Source organism: Roseibium sp. MMSF_3412, from assembly GCF_030733265.1.
Classification (GTDB): domain Bacteria; phylum Pseudomonadota; class Alphaproteobacteria; order Rhizobiales; family Stappiaceae; genus Roseibium.
On sequence record NZ_JASHJI010000006.1, the window covers coordinates 241,804 to 260,905 of the forward strand.

At 58.7% G+C, this 19,102-nt stretch carries 14 protein-coding genes; 6 read left to right on the forward strand and 8 right to left on the reverse strand.

The features are described 5' to 3' along the window. Nucleotides 1-4: 4 nt before the first annotated feature. A complete protein-coding gene (locus RBB49_RS13490; RefSeq protein ID WP_306143335.1) occupies nucleotides 5-952 on the forward strand; it encodes a LysR family transcriptional regulator in 948 nt (315 codons plus the stop codon). A gap of 170 nt (nucleotides 953-1,122) precedes the next feature. On the opposite strand, the gene RBB49_RS13495 is transcribed toward RBB49_RS13490, so the two are convergent. Both RBB49_RS13495 and RBB49_RS13500 read right to left on the reverse strand, forming a co-directional pair. Continuing rightward, complete coding sequence (locus tag RBB49_RS13495) at nucleotides 1,123-3,069, reverse strand: tetratricopeptide repeat protein (protein WP_306143337.1); 1,947 nt, start codon at nucleotides 3,067-3,069, stop codon at nucleotides 1,123-1,125. 208 nt (nucleotides 3,070-3,277) lie between these two features. After that, complete coding sequence (locus RBB49_RS13500) at nucleotides 3,278-4,264, reverse strand: VWA domain-containing protein (RefSeq protein ID WP_306143338.1); 987 nt, start codon at nucleotides 4,262-4,264, stop codon at nucleotides 3,278-3,280. Between the two features lie 594 nt (nucleotides 4,265-4,858). On the opposite strand from RBB49_RS13500, the gene RBB49_RS13505 reads away from it, so the two are divergent. Beyond that, nucleotides 4,859-6,211: an MFS transporter gene (locus tag RBB49_RS13505; RefSeq protein WP_306143339.1), complete on the forward strand. Its 1,353-nt coding sequence runs from the start codon at nucleotides 4,859-4,861 to the stop codon at nucleotides 6,209-6,211. 15 nt (nucleotides 6,212-6,226) lie between these two features. Then, nucleotides 6,227-6,871: a hemolysin III family protein gene (locus RBB49_RS13510; RefSeq protein WP_306143340.1), complete on the forward strand. Its 645-nt coding sequence runs from the start codon at nucleotides 6,227-6,229 to the stop codon at nucleotides 6,869-6,871. On the opposite strand, the gene RBB49_RS13515 is transcribed toward RBB49_RS13510, so the two are convergent. After that, nucleotides 6,868-7,605 (reverse strand): L,D-transpeptidase, encoded by a 738-nt coding sequence (locus RBB49_RS13515; protein ID WP_306143426.1) that lies wholly within the window; start codon nucleotides 7,603-7,605, stop codon nucleotides 6,868-6,870. The genes RBB49_RS13510 and RBB49_RS13515 overlap by 4 nt on opposite strands. Nucleotides 7,606-8,044: 439 nt before the next feature. On the opposite strand from RBB49_RS13515, the gene RBB49_RS13520 reads away from it, so the two are divergent. Beyond that, nucleotides 8,045-9,112 carry a dipeptidase gene (locus RBB49_RS13520; protein ID WP_306143341.1) on the forward strand — a complete coding sequence of 356 codons (1,068 nt, stop codon included), beginning with the start codon at nucleotides 8,045-8,047 and terminating at the stop codon, nucleotides 9,110-9,112. Between the two features lie 353 nt (nucleotides 9,113-9,465). Further along, entirely contained in the window at nucleotides 9,466-10,221 is a 756-nt protein-coding gene (locus RBB49_RS13525; protein ID WP_306143342.1) for a GntR family transcriptional regulator, read from the forward strand. Nucleotides 10,222-10,515: 294 nt separating this feature from the next. On the opposite strand, the gene RBB49_RS13530 is transcribed toward RBB49_RS13525, so the two are convergent. The 5 genes from RBB49_RS13530 to RBB49_RS13550 all read right to left on the reverse strand — a co-directional run bounded on the left by RBB49_RS13530 (nucleotide 10,516) and on the right by RBB49_RS13550 (nucleotide 16,654). Further along, nucleotides 10,516-12,141, reverse strand: coding sequence for an ABC transporter ATP-binding protein (locus tag RBB49_RS13530; RefSeq protein ID WP_306143343.1), 1,626 nt, complete (start codon nucleotides 12,139-12,141; stop codon nucleotides 10,516-10,518). 10 nt (nucleotides 12,142-12,151) lie between these two features. Beyond that, the gene (locus RBB49_RS13535) at nucleotides 12,152-13,276 is read right to left on the reverse strand and encodes an ABC transporter permease subunit (protein ID WP_306143344.1); all 1,125 of its coding nucleotides are present in this window, start codon (nucleotides 13,274-13,276) and stop codon (nucleotides 12,152-12,154) included. 11 nt (nucleotides 13,277-13,287) lie between these two features. Continuing rightward, nucleotides 13,288-14,211: an oligopeptide ABC transporter permease OppB gene (oppB, locus tag RBB49_RS13540; RefSeq protein ID WP_306143345.1), complete on the reverse strand. Its 924-nt coding sequence runs from the start codon at nucleotides 14,209-14,211 to the stop codon at nucleotides 13,288-13,290. Nucleotides 14,212-14,303: 92 nt separating this feature from the next. Then, on the reverse strand, nucleotides 14,304-15,890 hold the full coding sequence (locus RBB49_RS13545) for a peptide ABC transporter substrate-binding protein (protein ID WP_306143346.1): 1,587 nt from the start codon (nucleotides 15,888-15,890) through the stop codon (nucleotides 14,304-14,306). A 221-nt stretch (nucleotides 15,891-16,111) separates the two neighbouring features. Next, nucleotides 16,112-16,654, reverse strand: coding sequence for a BA14K family protein (locus RBB49_RS13550; RefSeq protein ID WP_306143348.1), 543 nt, complete (start codon nucleotides 16,652-16,654; stop codon nucleotides 16,112-16,114). Between the two features lie 476 nt (nucleotides 16,655-17,130). Between RBB49_RS13550 and RBB49_RS13555 the strand changes: the two genes are divergently transcribed. Continuing rightward, nucleotides 17,131-18,936 (forward strand): ATP-binding cassette domain-containing protein, encoded by a 1,806-nt coding sequence (locus RBB49_RS13555; protein ID WP_306143349.1) that lies wholly within the window; start codon nucleotides 17,131-17,133, stop codon nucleotides 18,934-18,936. The last annotated feature ends 166 nt before the right edge of the window (nucleotides 18,937-19,102 follow it).

Here is a 19,102-nt window from a genome sequence, read left to right on the forward strand (position 1 = left end):
AACGATGATACCGAAACTTGCCGTTCATCACCTGACGCTCCTTTCCGCCCTCAGCGAAACCGGAAGCATGACCGTTTCCGCCTCGCGGCTCGGCATCACCCAGTCCGCGGCCTCCCACAGGCTGCGCGAGGCAGAGCGCCGGATCGGCGTGTCCCTCGTTCAGCGTGGCGATACCGGTCTTCAGCTGACACCGGAAGGCGAACGTCTCAGGCGTCTCGGGGAGAGCTTCCTTGCCGAGCTTTTCCGGCTGGAACAGGACATCGAAGCTTCCGCGCAGGAAAAGCGCCTGCTGGTCCGGCTGGGACAGGCAACTTACAGCCGATACCACTGGTTCCCGGCCTTCCTCGATTATCTTGAAGAACAGGACGCGCGCCTTGCGGTCGACCTTTCGGGAAGCGCAACGGCGCGGCCGCTCGCCTCGCTCATCGATGGTTCGGTCGATGTCTCGCTTGTCTTCGGGCGCGCGCCCGCGCCTGGCCAGTTCACATCCCTCAAGCTGGGCTCGGACCCGATCGTTGCAGTCATGTCGGCCAGTCATCCGCTCGCAGAGCAGCCTGTGGTCAACAGCATCAACATGGGCGATGAACGCTTCTTCGTTTATCCGCTGACCGCGGAACCGGGCTTTGACTGGACCGCCCTGCTCGGCGCGCCTGTCGAACCGTTCCGGCGGATGACCGCGATGCCGACGCCGGAGGCCGTGATCGATCTTGTCCGCGCCAGCTTTGGCGTTGCCATCTTCAGCCGGTGGGCCATCGAACCGGAACTGGCCGACGGCACGCTGGTCGCGCGCCCGATTGCAGAGGAAGGCATCAGCCTGGACTGGTGGTGCGTCAGGCGCAGCTCCGACCCGGACGATGGCCCGGCCGCCCGTCTGTCAGCAGCGCTCCAGTCCTGGAGCAGACGGTCCGACCGGGCGCTTTCGACGCTTGCCTTCAACTCCGCATCACCGTGACCGGCAGCAAGAAAGCGGCGGCAGGACGCTCCCCTCAGGAACCGTTTGCGGAGCGGACTTGTTGCCCGGTCAAGCAAGCTGACGCCGAGTGGTGAAGCCATTTCCCGCGCTTGCCCTCCTTGAGGAGAAGCAAGCCGCCTCAAACCCTTCCGGTCTCATTTATGAGCCCGTCACCTTAGCTCCGCTTGTTCGGCAAGTGCTGCGATCTGGTCCCTCATTGGATTGTTTTCCATGTCGTTGAAAAGCGGACGAAGGACCTCCCGGGCCTGCTCCATGCGTCCGGCCTCTATCGACACTTGCGCGAAATGCAGCGTGATCTCCGGAGACTGCCCCTGATCGACGTCGACCGCCTGTTGCAGCTTCGCCAGCGCTGTCTCCAGATCGCCTCGCTTGTAGGCAACCCAGCCGAGCGTATCCAGGATGGCCGCGTTGCCAGGCCTCAGCTTGAGGGCCTTGGTCGCCAGAGCCTCTCCCTCGTCCAGTGCAGCGTCGTCGCCGCGCTGGTTGACAAGGAACCAGGCAAGCTGGTTCAGGGCGACAAAATTGTCCGGTGCCAGGTCGGCAAAGCGCCTGAGCGCGGTCTCGGCGACATCATACTCACCGAGTTGCTCGGCAAGAACGCCTGTCCACATGTGCGTTTGCGGATCGGAAGAGATCTTCGAAGCAGCCTTGAAGGAGTTCAGTGCCGATTTGAAATCGCCGCTTCTGAAGGCGAGCTCGGCACGCATCAAGTGAGCTGCAAGAAAATTCTCCGATTGCGCAAGCGCTGTATCCAGGGCCTTGTAGGCAGCTTCGATGCTGCCTCTTTCGACCACGATTGCCTGTGCCAGAAGGAGGTGCAGTATCGCAGAGGATGGATGCGCTTCAGAAAGCTCCGTCAACATCTCAACGGCGCGGCCGTTTGTTTTCGTCATCATCAGGAACAAGGGCACTGCAAGGCCCTTCGCGGCCTCCGGCGGCATGTCGGCAACAAGATCGTCCGGTGTCAAGCCATCCACGCGAAATCCCGTTATCGCTCCCTGGCCATCGGAAAACGCCTTGCTGATCGCGGCCGTGTCGGTTTCACCCTGTGCCAGGAGGTCGAGAGCGTTGAATATCGCATCGACATCCCGGAACTGTCCGCCGGTTGCGGGACCGGCCGAAGCCTCTCCCTGGGCCAGTGAGATTGCCTTCAGTCCTGTTGCAGCTACGGCTGCCCGGGAAGAAAGCTCCAGGGCTCTTTCGAAAGCCTCGCGCGCAGTCCGTTCATCGCCCAGAGCCAAATTCAACCGTCCCCTGACGACCTGGACCTCCGCGCTGTCCTGCTGCGGAATAATCCCGAAGTCTTGTTTTGCTCGCGTCAGGTCACCAACACGCAGAAACATCTCGACATTCAACGTGTCGGAATTATTGATTTGCCCGCGGTACTGACGGAAGGTTTCACGGGCTTTCTCGTGTTCCCCGTTCTGCAAATATGCGGTGACAAGGCCGGTCGCCGCATCTGCCCTGTCCGGTTCTGCCTGCAGGCACCCCGCAAATCGTTCAGCTGCGGAACGATGGTTGCCTTCTTCCGTTTCAATATTCGCCAGCGCAAGCAGGGTTGAGCAGGTATCCGGACTCAAAGAGACAGCATGCGCAAGAGCCCTGCGGCCGGTGTCACGCTGCCCTGTTTCAAATAGCACCGCAGCAAGATTTGCCCAGAACGTGGCACCGTTCGGGCCAGCTTGCGCCGCTTTGGTAAAGTGAGGAAGCGCGGCATCCGGACCATCGACACGGAATGAGATCGTTCCCCGCAGATTATGGGCATAGGCGTTTTTTGGGTCCTTGATCAGCAATTCGTCGAGCAGCCTGACTGCATTGTCGAAGTGCCCCTGGCCGCGAAGGATCAGCGCTTGCGCGATCTCGCGCTCCCCATCCGGCAACTCGGTGTCTCCTGCCGCGGCAAGAGCTGCCTGGGCACCGGAAACATCGCCTTCAATGGCGCGCTTGACCGCCACAAGAACCGCTGCAAGTACGCCGTCTTCAACCTTCAGGCCTGCCAGAGTGGAAATCTCTGCCTGTTCGCGCAAAAGCTTGCTTGCAATGGCTGCATTGACACCGGCAGATCCGGGGCGGCCGGTATCCCCCAGTTGCGGCATCCAGTTTACGTCCGGCGAGCCGAATGGCGCTGCCTGAACCGGTCCCGTAACCAACAAAAGTGAAAAAACAACTCCAGGCAGCCCAAACTGCCGCAAACCGAAATAGTTCCCAAACATGATGGACAAATTCCCAATCTCAAAAAAACAAGTGCCCGGGGGTGGCCCCCGAGCACTCTATCTGAATTACCGCAAAACTGGCAATTCTAGCTTACTTGCGGAAACGGCGTACAACCCCGAAGCCGCCGATAGCCGCGATGAGCAGCAGGCCGGAAGCCGGGAGCGGCACAGGCGTAGTGCCACCACCGCCGGTCGTTGTTCCGAACAGCGTCAGGCTGGCAGAAGCCTGTGTCTGGTCGGTAAAGGTCGCCAGAGCGGTCCAGGTGTTGGCACCCGGGTTCAGAGCGAAGCCCGGAACCGTGAAGTTTCCGAGAGCATCGACGATTGCTGCAAAGACATTTCCGTCCGGATCGGTGATCTGAACGTTGTCAACGCCGACCAGAACGCCGCCGCCGGCGCCGCTGAAGATGTTGACGATGTCCTGCGGGTTGTTCGAGAAGTTGACGAACGTTCCGTTACCCGCCGTGGCAACCGCCTGCATGGTCGATGTCGAGCTACCCGGGAAGCTGACGGTGTTCACGATGTAACCATCATTAGCTGCATCGGTTGCCGCAGCAACTGCTTGCGCTTGGTTGGAGCCGCCGTCGGAGATCACCAGGATCTGCTTGGACGTGCCGGAACGGCCACGTGCGTCCAACTCGTTGTCCGCTGCCACAATACCATCACGGATATCTGTGCCACCGAAAGCATCGATGTTGTTGATTGCGGTTTGAACATTGCCAAGTCCGCCAGGGAGCGTGGTCAATTGCTGGGTGACCGAAGCGTTGCTGTCAAAGTCCACGATGCTGACCGCGGATCCGGCGGGCAGATTGTTCACCAGAGCCGTGGCAGCCTGTGCCTGCACCTGGTTGCGTGTCGGGCTGCCCGCGATCGGAACAGTGGCCCCCATGGAGCCGGACGAATCCATCACGATGACAAGATCCAGACCGCCACCGATTGTGCCCGTGGCGCTGGCTGCACCGTTTGGCGCAACGACCGTGCCAGCAGGGAAGGAACTGTTGTTTGCCGGGTTGAGCCAACCAACCGAGCCAGCGGCATGCGCAACCGAAGCCCAGACGAGCGTTCCGGCAGCAATCATGCCTAGTTTTGCGACTTTCGAAATACTTAACATGGAATTAACCCCTTAACTAAGTTAATGCGCATTAACATGCAGCTTCCTGTGGATAAATCAACGTTTATTTTTAACATTCAGAAACAATTAACTTTTTTGCCGCACCCCTCAGCTCTTTAGTGTTAATTTTGCGTTAAAATTGAAAAACACCCCTCAACAAAACAGCACTTTATGCGTGCTTTTTTCAATTTCAAGTTATTTTTGGTTGCATATTAAGCAATTCAAAACTCAAGTGTTTTTTTGACACGCCCAAAAGACTGCCACTTTTTTGCCGAAAAACTAAACAAAATTTAATGAGGCCAAAGAAATTGCGCAACAGTCGGACGCTGCAAAGTTTACTTAACGGTGTTACGCAGTATATTTTTGAAAGTATACATGACATTTCTATTCGCGCGGGCAAAACAAAGACGCTACTCTACGGCAATCGTCGACCCATTTTCCTGGTAGCGAGACCGCATGAAGGTCTGCAAAAACTGCTTTGCGCACATGGCGATGCTGACCTAAGCTACCAGAAACGTTTTTGAAAAAGACGATTTCTGAAGATACGGAGAGCATTGCTGCATGGCTCTGGCTGAAAAAGAACGCAAGCGCGGCCTGGTGCTCGCGGTCGGCTGCCTGGGCGGTCTGGTGATGCTGGACGAAACCGTGCTCGGTGTCTCTCTTCCCGCCATTCGGGAACACTTTCATCTCTCGGCGACCACAACCCACTGGATCATCAACGCCTACATGCTGGCCTTCACGTGCTTTGCCGCGGTCGGCGGCAAGGCAATCGATCTCTTCGGGTTCCGGCCCACGCTGATCGTGTGCAGTGTCATCTTCGCGATCACCAGTCTTGTTGCCGGTTTCTCGGACAGCATAGCGATGCTGATTACGATGCGCGTCCTGCAGGGTCTGTGCGCTGCCGTGATGTTCCCCATGACGCTTGCCGCCGCGACGCTGACATTCGACGAGAACGAACGCGGCAGAGCCATCGGCACGCTGGCAGCCATGGCAACCATATTCCTCGCCGCCGGTCCGCTGGTCGGCGGCATCCTGACGGATTTTCTGTCGTGGAGATGGGTCTTCTGGATCAACGTGCCGATCGTTGCGGTGGGGAGTACCCTCGCCTGCGTGTTGTGGCGCAATCCTGAAAAGCCGCGGCCAAGACCGGTGGTCGACCCGATCGGCCTGGTGCTGCTGCTCATCGGCCTGACAGCGCTGATATTCGGATTGATGGAAGGCCCGGATTTCGGCTGGATCTCTCCCGTCATCATCGCGACCATCCTGGGCGGTGTCGTCGGTCTTGGCATCTTCATCTTTTACGAAGCAAGGGACGACAAGCCGCTTATCGATGTACGGCTGTTCAAACTGCCACCGTTTCACGCCAGTACGCTTATCATCCTGCTGACACAGATGAGCAAGATCGTGGTTGCGATCTACGTGCCGCATTTTCTGCAGCTTGAAATGTCCTACAGCGCGCTTTGGGCCGGCATCGGAACCGTGATTGCTGTACTGCCCATGCCGATCCTCGCGGCGCCCGCCGGGAAGTTTTCAGACAAATACGGGTCCCGAAAACCGGTTCTTGTTGCCATGGCGCTGCTTGCGGTTTCTACCATTCTCATCGGTCTCATGATGCTTCTGGAAAACTACTGGCTGCTCGCGCCGGCACTGCTCCTTTGGGGTATATTCCTGCCGGTCGCGATGATCCCGACCGGTCGCATCACGGCGAATTCCGTACCGCGCGACAAGCAGGGCGAGGTGAGCGGGCTGATCATCACCGCACGACTCGTCGGCGGAACGCTCGGGGTCACGCTTGGCAGCGTTCTTTTGGCCATGGGCGCGGATTTCACGTCGATCTTCGTGACCATGGGAGTGCTGCTCGCCCTCTCCTGCGCCTACAGCGCGATTGCGCTTGAACATGATGAAGCCGAGTGACGGGAGACTGCCCGAATGACGGAGTTCAGAGCGCAAAGCCTCGCAGAACTGATCGCAGATGGCGCGATTCACGTCATCGGCATCTGCCTCGGTCTGACGGCCTCGGTGATTCTTGCTGTCACGCTCTGGAACAACGACGACCCGACCCGCCAGGTCACGGTGATGATCTATGCTGCCTGCCTGATGGCGATGCTGATCTGTTCCGCGCTCTACAACATGCTCGCCAAGGACCACAAGTCCGGCATCTTGCGGCGGCTCGACCATGCCGCGATCTTTCTGATGATTGCAGGCACCTACACGCCGCTGGCCGCCGTCATCATCGGCGGCTGGACCGGTGGCATCCTGCTGGCGACGGTCTGGACGGGCGCATTGGCGGGAGCGGTCATCAAACTCGTCCGCCTTTCAAAGGCGGAAAAACTCTCCGTACCGATCTATCTCGGGCTCGGCTGGGTGGTTGTCTTTGCGGCCAATCCCCTGATCGAACGCGCATCGATGTTCGGCCTTTGCATGATCCTCGCCGGCGGGCTGCTCTACACGGTCGGAACGGTGTTCTACGCCTGGAAGCGCCTGCCGTTCCAGAACGCGATCTGGCACGCCTTCGTGCTCGCCGCAGCGGTCTGCCACTTCGGCGCCGTTCTGCACGATGTCGCGCTCACCTAGGCTGCGTCCGCATTCGGGTCCTCGCTCAGGACAACCACCTTCGTCCTGAGAGGCACGCGATTGAACAGATCGATCACATCCTGCTGCCACATGCGGATACACCCCGACGACACGCTCTTGCCGATTGACGACGGCTGATTGGTGCCGTGGATGCGATACAGCGTATCGACCGGTCCCTGCCAGAGATCCATCGCGCGTGCGCCGAGCGGGTTCTTCAACCCCGGCGGATAGCCCTTTTCCCAGTAGCGTTCGAGCGACGGCTTGCGGGCGATCATTTCGCGCGGAGGACGCCAGATGGGGTGCTCACGCTTGACGCGGACCAGCGCCTCGCCGGACCAGTCGAAGCCGGCACGTCCGACACCGATCCCGTAGCGCAGCGCCTTCTTGTTGCCGAGTGTCCAGTAGAGGTAGTTGTTGTAAGGATCGACGATGATGGTTCCCGGCATTTCACGGGTCTTGTATTCCACGACCTGGCGCAGGTACTGCTCATCGAAATTCTTGTAGTTGATCGCAGGCCACGTGAAGTCGCCGTCGGGAAGCGCCGCATAGGCGGATGCGTAATCGAAGTCCTCGTCGGGGAGTTCGGCCTGATCCGGCAAACCGACCACCGTCTGACAGCCGGCAAGCGCACCACCGGCCAGGATCAGGCTGCCCGTCAGAATCGAGCGGCGCGAAAACACCTGTCTTTCCACCAATTCCGTATCCCCGTGCAACGGCAACGACGCGTGCGTCATGTGACCGATAAATCCGGCCCCTTTCTTGGGCCAGCTTTCAGCGAGTTTCAAGTCACATTCGCTCCAGTTTCAAGACTCATTCATTCGGTTGCATTGGCGCAACAAACGGCGATGTACCGAAAGGAAAGGCGAGAAAAGCGGACGTCCGGCCCGGTCGAGCGGTTTGACGGAGCGGCTCGACGCCGTTTTTTCCTCCCAGCGGGACAGGGCTCGTACCCTGGAGTGAATTTGCACGGCAACGTCGTTGCAAACCTCTGGAAACCTGGCGGTTTTCTGCGGCCTTTCGCCTCGTATCCGAACAATTCCATCCCCAACAGGTCATCCAAATGGACGGGTCTTGCCCCTGAAGCCTTACAATCTGCGTATCATTGACTAGATTGAGTTCAGTACCTTCCATTTCCCCCGCTCTGCGGCGTTCCAGATACTTCAAGGACACTTCGTGCAAAACGACACATCACCGCGCCGGTTCCCGGTTTTCGACGGCCACAACGACACGTTGCTCAAACTGGAGATAGACGCGATCAAGGGAACTGAGCGCAGTTTCTTCGACCGCTCGGAAAAGGGGCACATGGACGCCGTGCGCGCAAAAGAGTCCGGATTTTCCGGCGGATTGTTTGCCATGTTCGTTCCCTCGAACCCGGATCAGGACTTTTCAAAGGCCTTCAACCCCAACGATCCGGTCAACTTCCAGGAGGTTCCGCAGAAGCAGGCGCTGGACTTTACCCACAGAATGCTGGTGCGCGCCGAACAGATCGAGGCTGCCTCCGGCGGAGAAGTTGTGATCTGCAGGACCGCAGAAGAAAACCGGGCAACCGTCGAAGCAGGCAAGATGGCCATCAGCCTGCATATAGAAGGCGCTGAAGCCATCGACACGGATTTTCAGGCTCTTGGGGACCTCTACAATCGCGGTCTCCGATCGCTCGGGCTGGTCTGGAGCCGCGAAAATGCCTACGGTTCCGGCGTTCCGATGGCTTTTCCCGCATCACCCGACACCGGTCCCGGTCTGACGGCTGCCGGGCGCGCGCTTGTTCAGGAATGCAACAGGCTCGGGGTCCTGCTGGATGTTTCCCACCTCAATGAGAAAGGGTTCTGGGATCTGGCCGGGATCACGGACAGGCCGATCGTCGCAAGCCATTCAAACGCCCATGCGATCTGCGAAAGCAGCCGCAACCTGACCGACAAGCAACTGGATGCCATCCGGGAAAGCGGGGGGCTTGTCGGTGTCAATTTTCACGTCGCCTTCCTGCGCCCGGACGGGAAACACCAGAAGGACACTCCGCTGGAGGTCGTTGCTGATCACGTCGCCCATCTTGTCGAACACCTCGGCGAAGATCATGTCGGGCTCGGCTCCGATTTCGACGGTTGTCTGCCGCCTCAGGACCTGAGCGACGTGACCGGCTTACCCTCCCTTTTCAACGTTCTGCGTGAACGCGGTTTTGATGAGGCGGCACTGGACAAGCTTGCCTACCGAAACTGGATTTCCATGCTGGAAAAATCGGCGGCTTAGGCAAAAGCGCACTGCCCAAGCCTGCGGCCCGCTCCCCAATCCGGTCATAGCGGATGCGAGCCTCAGCGGCTGCTGCGCAATTTTCATCAGTATTTTTACCGCTCGCGAAATTGTCAGTTGAGATCGGCAGTATTGTCTCGACATGAGCGCCAACGACTGACAAACAGGTGCGCAACAAACAAAATTGACGACGTTCGTCTCACTAATCGGCAAATTTGACCACCGAGGCCCATTGACCATGCGCGCAAAGGTGGCAGACACTCTGCTAACGGGAGACCAGTCAACAAAAGATCCCGGCTTGGGCTTCGAGACAATGCAAAAGAACAAATCGACGCCGGTGTGGGGGCAACGACGTGACCATTCGAAGTGCTGCGAACAACGCTTCGCACGACAAAGACGCATTTGGCGAGAAACGCGCCCGCAAATCTGAATCCGTATATCAAGACCTGATGGGCCGCATTCTGACCGGTGAACTCAAGTCGGACAGCGCCATGACAGAACAATCACTGGCGCAGGAATATGCCTGTTCGCAAAGCACCATCCGGGAAGCCCTGATGCTTCTGCAGGAATGCGGACTGGTCATTCGAAAAGGATATCAGGGCACCTTCGTGACGGACCCCTCCCTCGCCGAAGCAACTTTGCTTTTGCGGCTGAGGATCAATACCGAGGTCGCCGGCCTCACGGAAGCAGCCAAGACGATCACACCGGCCCAGATCGCGGAGTTGCGGGATCTTGACCGTCAGTTCCTGGAAGCCCGCAGGCAAAGGGATGTCTATGCCTGTGCAGAAATCGACCGGGAATTCCATTTGCAGATTTTCAGGTGCGCCGGAATGTCAGCTTTGGAACCCCTGCTGGTCAGAACCCTGGTGATGCTCCAGAGGATCACGCTTGCAACGCCGAGACCGGACTACTCCTGGACCCATCCGAAAATCGTCCAGCACGAGAGCATTCTCGACGCACTCGAGGCCGGTGACAGCGATGCTGCGGTGAGCGCTCTCAAATCCCACGTCTTTTCAAGCGTCACTTTGCTTGCACCGCAGTTTTACGGGCAGGATACGGCAAGGCTTCGTGCGCAGCACGAACCAGATCTCAGCCCGATATCCCTTTAAGCTTCTGCCCACACAATGGGCCACCGCACTAGGGTACGGACCCATAAATGAAGCCGATTTGGCGGCAGAAATGGCAAAGTCTCGCGAGGAAGCGTGAGTAGAGCGGGCTTTAGGCCCGGTCAAACGCGGTGACGCTGCGAGGCGAGGCCATTTTGCCGTCCTTCGGATTTGGCCGTTTCAGCCACCTGCAGCGTCGCGAAAGGCTTGAAAATGAAGCACATTTCCTGCGCTTTCGCTCCTTGCAGTTGGTCAAAACGATCCAAACCAAATTGACTTCATTTATGAGTCCGTACCCTAGGCCGTCTCCATCATGTGTTGTTGGGTCAGCATCGCGGCGCCGACCAGTTCTTTCGTGTAGTCCTGTTTCGGATCCTCAAAGATCGCGTCCGCAGGACCGGCCTCGACCACCTTGCCGCCTTGCATCACCATGACCGTGTCCGACAACGCTCTGACGACAGCGAGGTCGTGGGAAATGAAGAGATAAGTCAGCTCGTGTGCTTTCTGCAGATCCCGCAGAAGTTCGACAACCTGTTTCTGGATCGTTCGGTCGAGGGCGGAGGTCGGCTCATCCAGCACCACGAATTCCGGTTTCAGAACCATCGTGCGCGCGATGGCAATGCGTTGGCGCTGACCGCCCGAAAACTCGTGCGGATACCGGTTTCGCATCACCGGATCGAGCGAGACTTCCTCCAATGCCTGACACGCGCGTGCATCCCGGTCCTGTGCGCTGAGAGACGGCTCGTGGACCAGCAGGCCTTCGGATATGATCTGTCCAACGGTCATCCTGGGACTGAGCGAACCGAACGGGTCCTGGAATATGAGCTGCATGTCCTTGCGCAGCGCACGCATCGCGTTCCGGTCCAGTCCCGAGATCTGCTTGCCGTGAAAGACAACACGCCCGCCGGCGGGTAACAGGTTCAGGATCGCGCGCCCGAGTGTCGACTTGCCCGAGCCGCTTTCACCGACGATCCCGAGGGTCTGTCCCTTGCGCAGGGAGAAACTGATGTTGTCGACTGCCCGCAGAACATGCTTGGGCTGCAGGAAACCGGTGTCCAGTTCAAACTCGACCTCGACCTTCTGCGCCTCGAGCAGAACCGGCGCGCTTTCAGGCACCGGCGGCTTGTGTCCGGTCGGTTCCGCATCCAGCAGCATCTTCGTGTAGGGATGCTCGGGCTGCGTGAAGATCTTCTGCGTGTCGCCGCTTTCAACGACGTCGCCGGTTTTCATTACGTAAACCCTGTCAGAGATGCGGCGGACGATGCCCAGATCGTGCGTGATGAAGATGACCGCCATCCCCAACCGTTTCTGAAGGTCACGGAGCAGATCGAGGATCTGCGCCTGGGTCGTCACATCAAGTGCGGTGGTCGGTTCGTCGGCAATCAGAACGTCCGGGTCGTTGGCAAGCGCCATGGCGATCATGACACGCTGGCGCTGACCACCCGACATTTCATACGGGTACGCCTTGATCTTGCGCTCCGGCTCCGGAATGTTCACCAGCCTGAGAAGATCCAGCGCCTTCGCCCTTGCCGCTTTCCACGAGAGCCCGCCGTGCACGACCATGGGTTCCGCCAGCTGACGGCCAATGGTGTAAAGCGGATCAAGCGATGTCATCGGCTCCTGGAAGATCATCGTGATCTTCTCACCGCGTACCTTGTTCAACTGTCCGACCGGCAGACCAAGGATGTTGCGGTCTTCGTAGATCACCTCGCCCTGCGTCCGGCCATTCGAGGCGAGAAGCCCCATGGCAGCCATCATGGTCTGGCTCTTGCCCGAGCCGCTCTCGCCCACAATCGCGACCGTCTCGCCGGCCTCGACGTGAATATTGACGCCGCGCACGGCGTTCACGGTCCCGGTTGCCGTCTCGAAGTCGACTTTCAGATCCTTGATGGAGAGGACGGTTTTGTTGTTTTCGTTGCTCATGCCGCTCTCCTCACCGGTCTTTCGGGTCCAGCGCATCGCGCAGACCGTCGCCGATGAAATTCAGCGCGAACAGTGTCGATGTCAGGAAGATGGACGGGAAGATGAGCATCCAGGCCGCGCCCTGAAGGTTGCGGGCGCCCTCGGAGATCAGAACACCCCAACTCGTCATCGGCTCCTGGATGCCAAGCCCCAGGAAGGACAGAAAGCTCTCCAGGAGAATGACCTTGGGCACGAGCAGCGTCATGTAAACCACCACCGGGCCAAGGGTGTTCGGAATGATATGCCGGCGCAATATGCCGCCGTCGTCAATGCCCATCGCTTCTGCTGCCTGAACATATTCCTGGCGCTTGATCGTCAATGTCTGGCCCCGCACGATGCGGGCCATGTCAAGCCATTCGACCGCCCCCACGGCAATGAACATCAGGATGAAGTTCCGGCCGAAAAAGACCACCAGCATGATGACGAAGAAGATGAAGGGCAACGAGTAGAGAATGTCGACCACGCGCATCATCATCTGGTCGACACGCCCGCCCATATAGCCCGATGTGGCGCCGTAGATGACACCGATCGAGATCGCAACCACGGTGGCCAGCAATCCGATCGTCAGGGAAACGCGTCCGGCGATGAACGTTCTCGTCATCATGTCGCGCCCATTGGCATCCGTACCGAAGTAAAAATGCAGGTAGTTGATCTCGGCCCGCACTGTTGCCGACAGGCCATCGCTTGCGAGATCGGTCAGCTGCGTATCCTTGAACAGGTTGCTTCGATCGAAATAGCGCGTGGCGCGCGGGTCGATCTCGCGTTTGGAGGTCACAGTCGCAATGACAGTGTCCCCATCGCGTTCGTAGCTTTCAACGGTCATGCGGGCCCGCTTGGCCACCGACATGAAGGCCGGCTCGACCTGTTCCGGTCTCGGGTAGGCCTCAAGGCTCGCAGGAACCTTCACGTAATCCCGGTAGACCGTGTCGAACTTGTGCGGCGAAAGCGCCGGACCGAGGATCGACAAGAGTGCAATAGCTGCGAGCACGATCATGCTCACGACGGCTGCCCGGTTCGCCAGCAGGCGGTCGCGGGCATCGTCCCACAAGGAACGGCCTTTTTCGGGTACAGCGTTGTTGTCTGCCGTAATCGTCATGGTCAGCCCCCTCAGTCGTAGCGCACGCGCGGATCAAGCAGTGCGTAAAGCAGATCCACGATGAGGTTGAAGAGGATAACGAAGCAGGCAACGACAACGACCGTTCCCATCACGAGCGTGTAGTCGCGGTTGAGCGCGCCCTGAACGAAATACCGACCGATGCCCGGAATTCCGAAGATGGTCTCGATGACAACGGAGCCGGTCAGCAGCGCCGCGGCGGCCGGTCCGAGATAGGAGACCACGGGAAGAATGGCCCCGCGCAGCGCGTGCACCACGATCACCATGTATCCCGTCAAGCCGTAGGCCCGTGCGGTGCGGACGTGATTGGACCGGAGCGCTTCGATCATCGAGCCCCGGGTCAGACGTGCGACCACGGCCACCTGGGGCAAGGCCAGCGTGACGACCGGCAGGATGACGTTCACGAAAGCGCCTCCGTTCCATCCGCCCACCGGCAACCAGCCAAGCCAAACACCCAGGATCAGCGTCAGGATCGGTGCCACGACGAAGTTGGGAATGGTGACGCCCAGGGTGGCTGCGGCCATAACGGTGTAGTCGGTCGCCTGGTTCTGACGCAGGGCAGCAATCACGCCGAGCGTTCCGCCGACGAACAGTGCCAGGCACAAGGCCGACAGGCCAAGCTGGATCGAGATCGGCAGGCTTTGCGCGAACAGTTCGTTGATCGAGAAATCCCGGAAGTAGAAGCTCGGTCCGAAATCCAGCTGCGCAATGCTCTTGAGGTAGAGCAGGTACTGGTTCCAGAGCGGCTCGTCGAGGTGATAGATCTTGTTCAGGTTCTCCATCACTTTCGCCTCAAGCGGACGCTCAAGATCGAAAGGGCCGCCCGGCGCGATCCGGATCAGGAAGAAGGAGATTGTGACGATCAGAAAGAGGGTCGGGATTGCGCTGAGCAATCGACCGAGCACGTAACGGTGCATAGGCTCTGCCCCTGTTGTTCTGCCGGCGGTCTTCTGGTGCCGCCTTTGCAAAAAAACCGGCAGGAAATCTCCTGCCGGTTCGGTTGTTGCGGTTACTCGGAAATGCTCATGAAGCGTGTCGGGTGAACATTGAGGAGATTGTCCTCAAAGCCGGACACCTTGTCGGACACCATGTTCATGGAGCCGTAATACATCAGCGGAATGAAGGGCAGATCCCGCATGAACATTTCTTCGGCCTGCTTGAGGATACCCGCGCGCTTCTCAAGATCGATCGTCGCAGCTGCCTCGTCCATCAGCGCGTCGTATTCAGGGTTCTCGTAGCGCGCATAGTTGAAGCCGGTGTTGTCGCTCTCGACCATGAACAGGAAGTTCTGCGGATCGGAATAGTCACCGATCCAGCCGGCACGGGCAATGTCGAAATCCTGACGGTCGCGCAGCATCGCATAGTGCGTCTTGGTGTCCGTGTTCACCATGGAGACCTCAACACCCAGAGGCTTCCACATGTCGGCAATCGCAACCGCCGTGTTCTTGTGGTTCTCGGACGTGTTGTAGTTGATCGTGAGTTTCACCGGATTGTCCGGTCCGAAACCGGCTTTCTCCAGAAGCTCCATCGCCTTTTCTTCGCGATCGATCTGGGACATGTCCATATAGTCCGCAAAGGCAGGATCACCGTAGTTGCCGATGCCCGGCGGCACGAAGGAGTAGCCGGCAACCATCGTGGAACCCCAGATTTCGTCTGCCAGGAACTCACGGTCGACCGCCATTGACAGCGCCTGACGAACTTCGGGGTTTTTCAGCGTCTCGTCTTCATGGTTGAGCGCGTAGTAGTAGGTGCCGAGATAGGGAGCAACGCGGAACTGGTCGCCCAGGTTTTCCTTCATGAAGGCAACCTGTTCGGTGGGTGCGTCGTTGTTTGTATGCAGTTCACCTGCCTGGAACCGGCGCAGCGCAGCACCGCGATCTTCCGTCGGATAGAAGAAAACCGTGTCGATCTGGACGTTGTCCGCATCGTGGAAATTCGGGTTCTTGACGGCCTTCACATGCGCGTTCGGAATGAATTCCGCAAGAACATAGGCGCCGTTGGTGACAATGTTCTCCGGCTTCACAAAGTCCGTGCCATGCGCTTCAACGGTTGCCGGATGGACGGGCAGCCCGGTCTGGTGAGTCAGCTGCTCGATGAAGTAAGGTGTCGGCGCTTCAAGCGAAATCTCAAGGGTCTTGTCATCCAGAGCCTTCACACCGATTTCTTCCGGCGCGAGTTCGCCCTTGTTGACCTTTTCCGCGTTCTTGATCGGGTAGAGGATATTGGCGTATTTCGCGCCTGTCTCCGGCGTCATGATGCGCTGCAGGGAAAAGACGAAGTCGCCTGCAACCACCGGGTCGCCGTTGGACCACTTGGCGTCGTCGCGCAGCGTGAAGGTGTAGACCGTGCCGTCGTCGGAGATTGTCCAGTCGGTCGCAACGCCCGGAATGACCTTGCCGGCTGCATCATATGCCACCAGGCCTTCATAAAGATCACGCAGGATATGCGCTTCGTAGGTTGTGGACGTCTTGTGCTGATCCAGTGTTTCCGGATCGGCCGTGTTGCCGCGATGGTAGACCACCTCTGCAAATGCTGTCAGAGACGTGGCTGCCATCAATGCAGCCGCAAGCGCCGTCACACGCATGGACTTGAACATATCGCTCTCCCCTCTTGGGTTTTTGTTGAAGCTTGGAAACGATAGCCGACAAGATTCCACGCTCTTTGCGCGCAATCAAGCGTACCCCGACGGCATATTTCAACTACCGGGAAAGAAAGGCGATGTTTTTGCAGTTTTCGCGAAGATGCAGGAAAAATTTTCTCCACCTTCACGAGATCGTTATATCAACCGCTAAACGGGTACGAAATTAAATTACAATTCTAGCGGCAAAAACGATATTTTCCACTATAGGCCAGATAGGTGCCCGTGTTCGGATTGAAGGATTTGAATTTCCGCGAACAATAAGCGACCCATTGGGGCGTGAACGGAGCGAGGCCCGTCTTTGTATAAGGCACGCGCCGGGGCTGGCCGACATAACCTCCGCGCGGGGCGACATAGACCCCTCTCGGCGCAAGATAGAGCGGCGGCCTGTAGCGAGGCGCGACATAGCGCCGGGAGCGATACGGATAGGCGCGCCGGTCATAAGGATGGTAATAGTAAGGCGGGCCATAGGGACGGAATGGCGGGCCGGCAAATCCGCCGCGATAGCCACCGTAAAAGACGCCGCCGCGATAGCCGCCGGTTCCAAACGCAAAGCCGACGCCGCCGGTACCGATATAGAATGAGTCGGCCTTGGCAGCGCCTGGCTGGACAGCGGCCGTCAGGCCGGCTCCTGCAAAAGACAGCGCCAACGCAAGACCGAGCGACCTCAGTTTGCGCGTGAAGTCCCCGGACGTTGCGGGACCCTTGATCAGACAAAACATCTTCAATCTCCTTCCGGCATTTCAGCCGGCAAATGGACGATAGGCCCCTGACCACACGGCAGCTTAACCCATTTCCCGGCAAAAATCCGACAGAAAGCCATCAAAATTCACCGAAGACCTTTTCAAGCTTGCGTGCAGGCCGGTTTGACGCTTGCGCGGCCGGAGCATGACCAGTGATACCAGCCTTCTTAGACAGAAAACCATTTCATGGCATCAAACCGGTCTACTCGGTCAGGCGTGGTGCGCAGCGCGATGCCGGCGCATCGGGCAAGCGCCGCAACGCAGCCGATGGCCGGTTTCATGCCAGCGGAGGACGGGTTCTTTTGCCCCAAAGTCGCGTTGCGATTTGCTTGAAGTGCCGGCACTAGCGCGCAAACCGCGCCTTGCCTTGAGCCAAAATAATACCGGTGAAATGGGTTTCTATCTATGACGGTTGGTATATACCAAGCGCCGGTCTTCAAAGCCCAAAGGATCCCATGGCCCCGCCTCTCCTGATACTGCGCGACGTTCAACTGACCTTCGGCGGCACGCCGCTTCTGACCGGCGCAGAGCTGTCCGTATCCGAAGGCGAGCGCATCTGCCTTGTCGGCCGGAACGGGTCTGGCAAATCAACGCTCCTAAAGATAGCGGCGGGCCAGGTCGAAATGGACAAGGGCGAACGCTTCTTCCAGCCGGGGCGCACGGTCCGTTATCTGCCGCAGGACCCGGATCTGTCCGCCTATGCCTCGACACTCGACTATGTCAACGAAGGTCTGACCGAGGGCGATGATCCCTATCGCGGAGCTTATCTTCTGGAGGTCCTCGGACTGAGCGGAAACGAGGACCCGAATTCTCTTTCAGGTGGAGAGGCGCGGCGTGCCGCGCTCGCGCGCACACTCGCACCGGAACCCGATATCCTGCTCCTTGACGAACCCACCAACCACCTTGACCTGCCTGCAATCGAGTGGCTTGAGACGGAGCTGAAAAGCCTGAAATCAGCGCTCGTGCTGATATCGCACGACCGCCGCTTCCTGGAAAATCTCTCGCGTGCAACGGTCTGGATCGACCGGGGTGTGTCCCGGCGCATGGACAGGGGTTTTGCCCATTTCGAAGCCTGGCGCGACGAGGTATTCGAGCAGGAGGAGATCGATCAGCAGAAGCTGGCACAGAAGATCAAGCGCGAAGAACACTGGATGACCTATGGCGTCACGGCCCGGCGGAAGCGGAACATGCGCCGGGTACGCGAACTGGCCGAACTCAGAAAACAGAAACGCGAACATCGCGGTCCGCAAGGCACAGCCAAGCTCAGTGCCAGCGATGCCGATGTCTCCGGCAAGCTTGTGATCGAGGCGAAGAACCTCTCCAAGTCCTATGGCGACCGCAATATCGTCAAGGACTTCTCGGCCCGCATTCAGCGTGGTGACCGGATCGGGTTCGTCGGCCCGAACGGGGCCGGCAAGACGACTCTTCTGAAGATGCTGACCGGCGAGCTTGAGCCGGATGCCGGCACGAACCGGCTTGGCACCAACCTGGAGATGGTCACGCTCGATCAGAAGCGCGAAAAGCTGGACCTCACCGATACGCTCTCTTCGGTTCTGACCGGAGGACGCGGGGACATGGTTGTTGTCGGCGAGGAGACCAAGCACGTGATGTCCTACATGAAGGACTTTCTGTTTTCTCCCGAACAGGCCAGAACGCCGGTCGGTGTTCTTTCGGGTGGCGAGCGGGCCCGGGCCATGCTGGCGCGCGCGCTCGCGAACAAGTCCAACATGATGGTGCTTGACGAGCCGACCAACGATCTCGACCTCGAAACGCTCGACCTGCTGCAGGAACTGCTTGCCGATTACAGCGGCACGGCCCTGATCGTGTCTCACGACAGGGACTTCCTCGACCGGGTGGCCACCTCCGTGATCGTCTCGGAAGGAAACGGTGTCTGGCGCGAATATGCAGGCGGATACACCGACATGCTCGCCCAGCGCGGCGAAGGCGTGACCGCCCGCAAGGTAGAGAAAGCCTCCCCGGCCAGGAAGGAAAAACAGAATCCTTCAAACGGTTCGGCCGAGAAACCTAAAGTCAAATCGAAGCTCACCTTCACCCAGCAGCATCTTCTGAAAACGCTGCCGGATGCGATCGAGCAGCTTGAAGCAAAGCTTGAAAAGCTTCAGGGCGAAATGAACGATCCGCAGCTTTACGCAAAGAATCCGGAGAAGTTTGCCAGGCTCTCGCAGCAAATCACTGATCTAGCAGCAGAAAAAGACGCTGCGGAAGAGCAATGGCTCGAGCTGGAAATGCTGAACGAGTGAGCGGGTGCGCCTGTTGCCGTCACCTAGGACGTACAGTGTTTTAGCCGCCGTCGCGGCTCAGGCCGCCGGGACTGACTATCGGACTTCCTCACGAAGAAGATCCTGCGATAGGAAGGCTGCAACCGGGTCGCATACGCTTCACTCGTCATTGCCGGACCTGATCCGG

Excerpts from the sequence above, each read along its gene's own strand:
- RBB49_RS13500 (WP_306143338.1), bottom strand. The coding sequence starts at position 4,264 with ATGATTGCTGCCGGAACGCTCGTCTGGGCTTCGGTTGCGCATGCCGCT.
- RBB49_RS13495 (WP_306143337.1), bottom strand. The coding sequence starts at position 3,069 with ATGCCGCAACTGGGGGATACCGGCCGCCCCGGATCTGCCGGTGTCAAT.
- RBB49_RS13545 (WP_306143346.1), bottom strand. The coding sequence starts at position 15,890 with ATGTTCAAGTCCATGCGTGTGACGGCGCTTGCGGCTGCATTGATGGCA.
- RBB49_RS13535 (WP_306143344.1), bottom strand. The coding sequence starts at position 13,276 with ATGACGATTACGGCAGACAACAACGCTGTACCCGAAAAAGGCCGTTCC.
- RBB49_RS13515 (WP_306143426.1), bottom strand. The coding sequence starts at position 7,605 with ATGACGCACGCGTCGTTGCCGTTGCACGGGGATACGGAATTGGTGGAA.
- RBB49_RS13550 (WP_306143348.1), bottom strand. The coding sequence starts at position 16,654 with ATGTTTTGTCTGATCAAGGGTCCCGCAACGTCCGGGGACTTCACGCGC.
- RBB49_RS13510 (WP_306143340.1), top strand. The coding sequence starts at position 6,227 with ATGACGGAGTTCAGAGCGCAAAGCCTCGCAGAACTGATCGCAGATGGC.
- RBB49_RS13505 (WP_306143339.1), top strand. The coding sequence starts at position 4,859 with ATGGCTCTGGCTGAAAAAGAACGCAAGCGCGGCCTGGTGCTCGCGGTC.
- RBB49_RS13490 (WP_306143335.1), top strand. The coding sequence starts at position 5 with ATGATACCGAAACTTGCCGTTCATCACCTGACGCTCCTTTCCGCCCTC.
- oppB (WP_306143345.1), bottom strand. The coding sequence starts at position 14,211 with ATGCACCGTTACGTGCTCGGTCGATTGCTCAGCGCAATCCCGACCCTC.
- RBB49_RS13530 (WP_306143343.1), bottom strand. The coding sequence starts at position 12,141 with ATGAGCAACGAAAACAACAAAACCGTCCTCTCCATCAAGGATCTGAAA.
- RBB49_RS13555 (WP_306143349.1), top strand. The coding sequence starts at position 17,131 with ATGGCCCCGCCTCTCCTGATACTGCGCGACGTTCAACTGACCTTCGGC.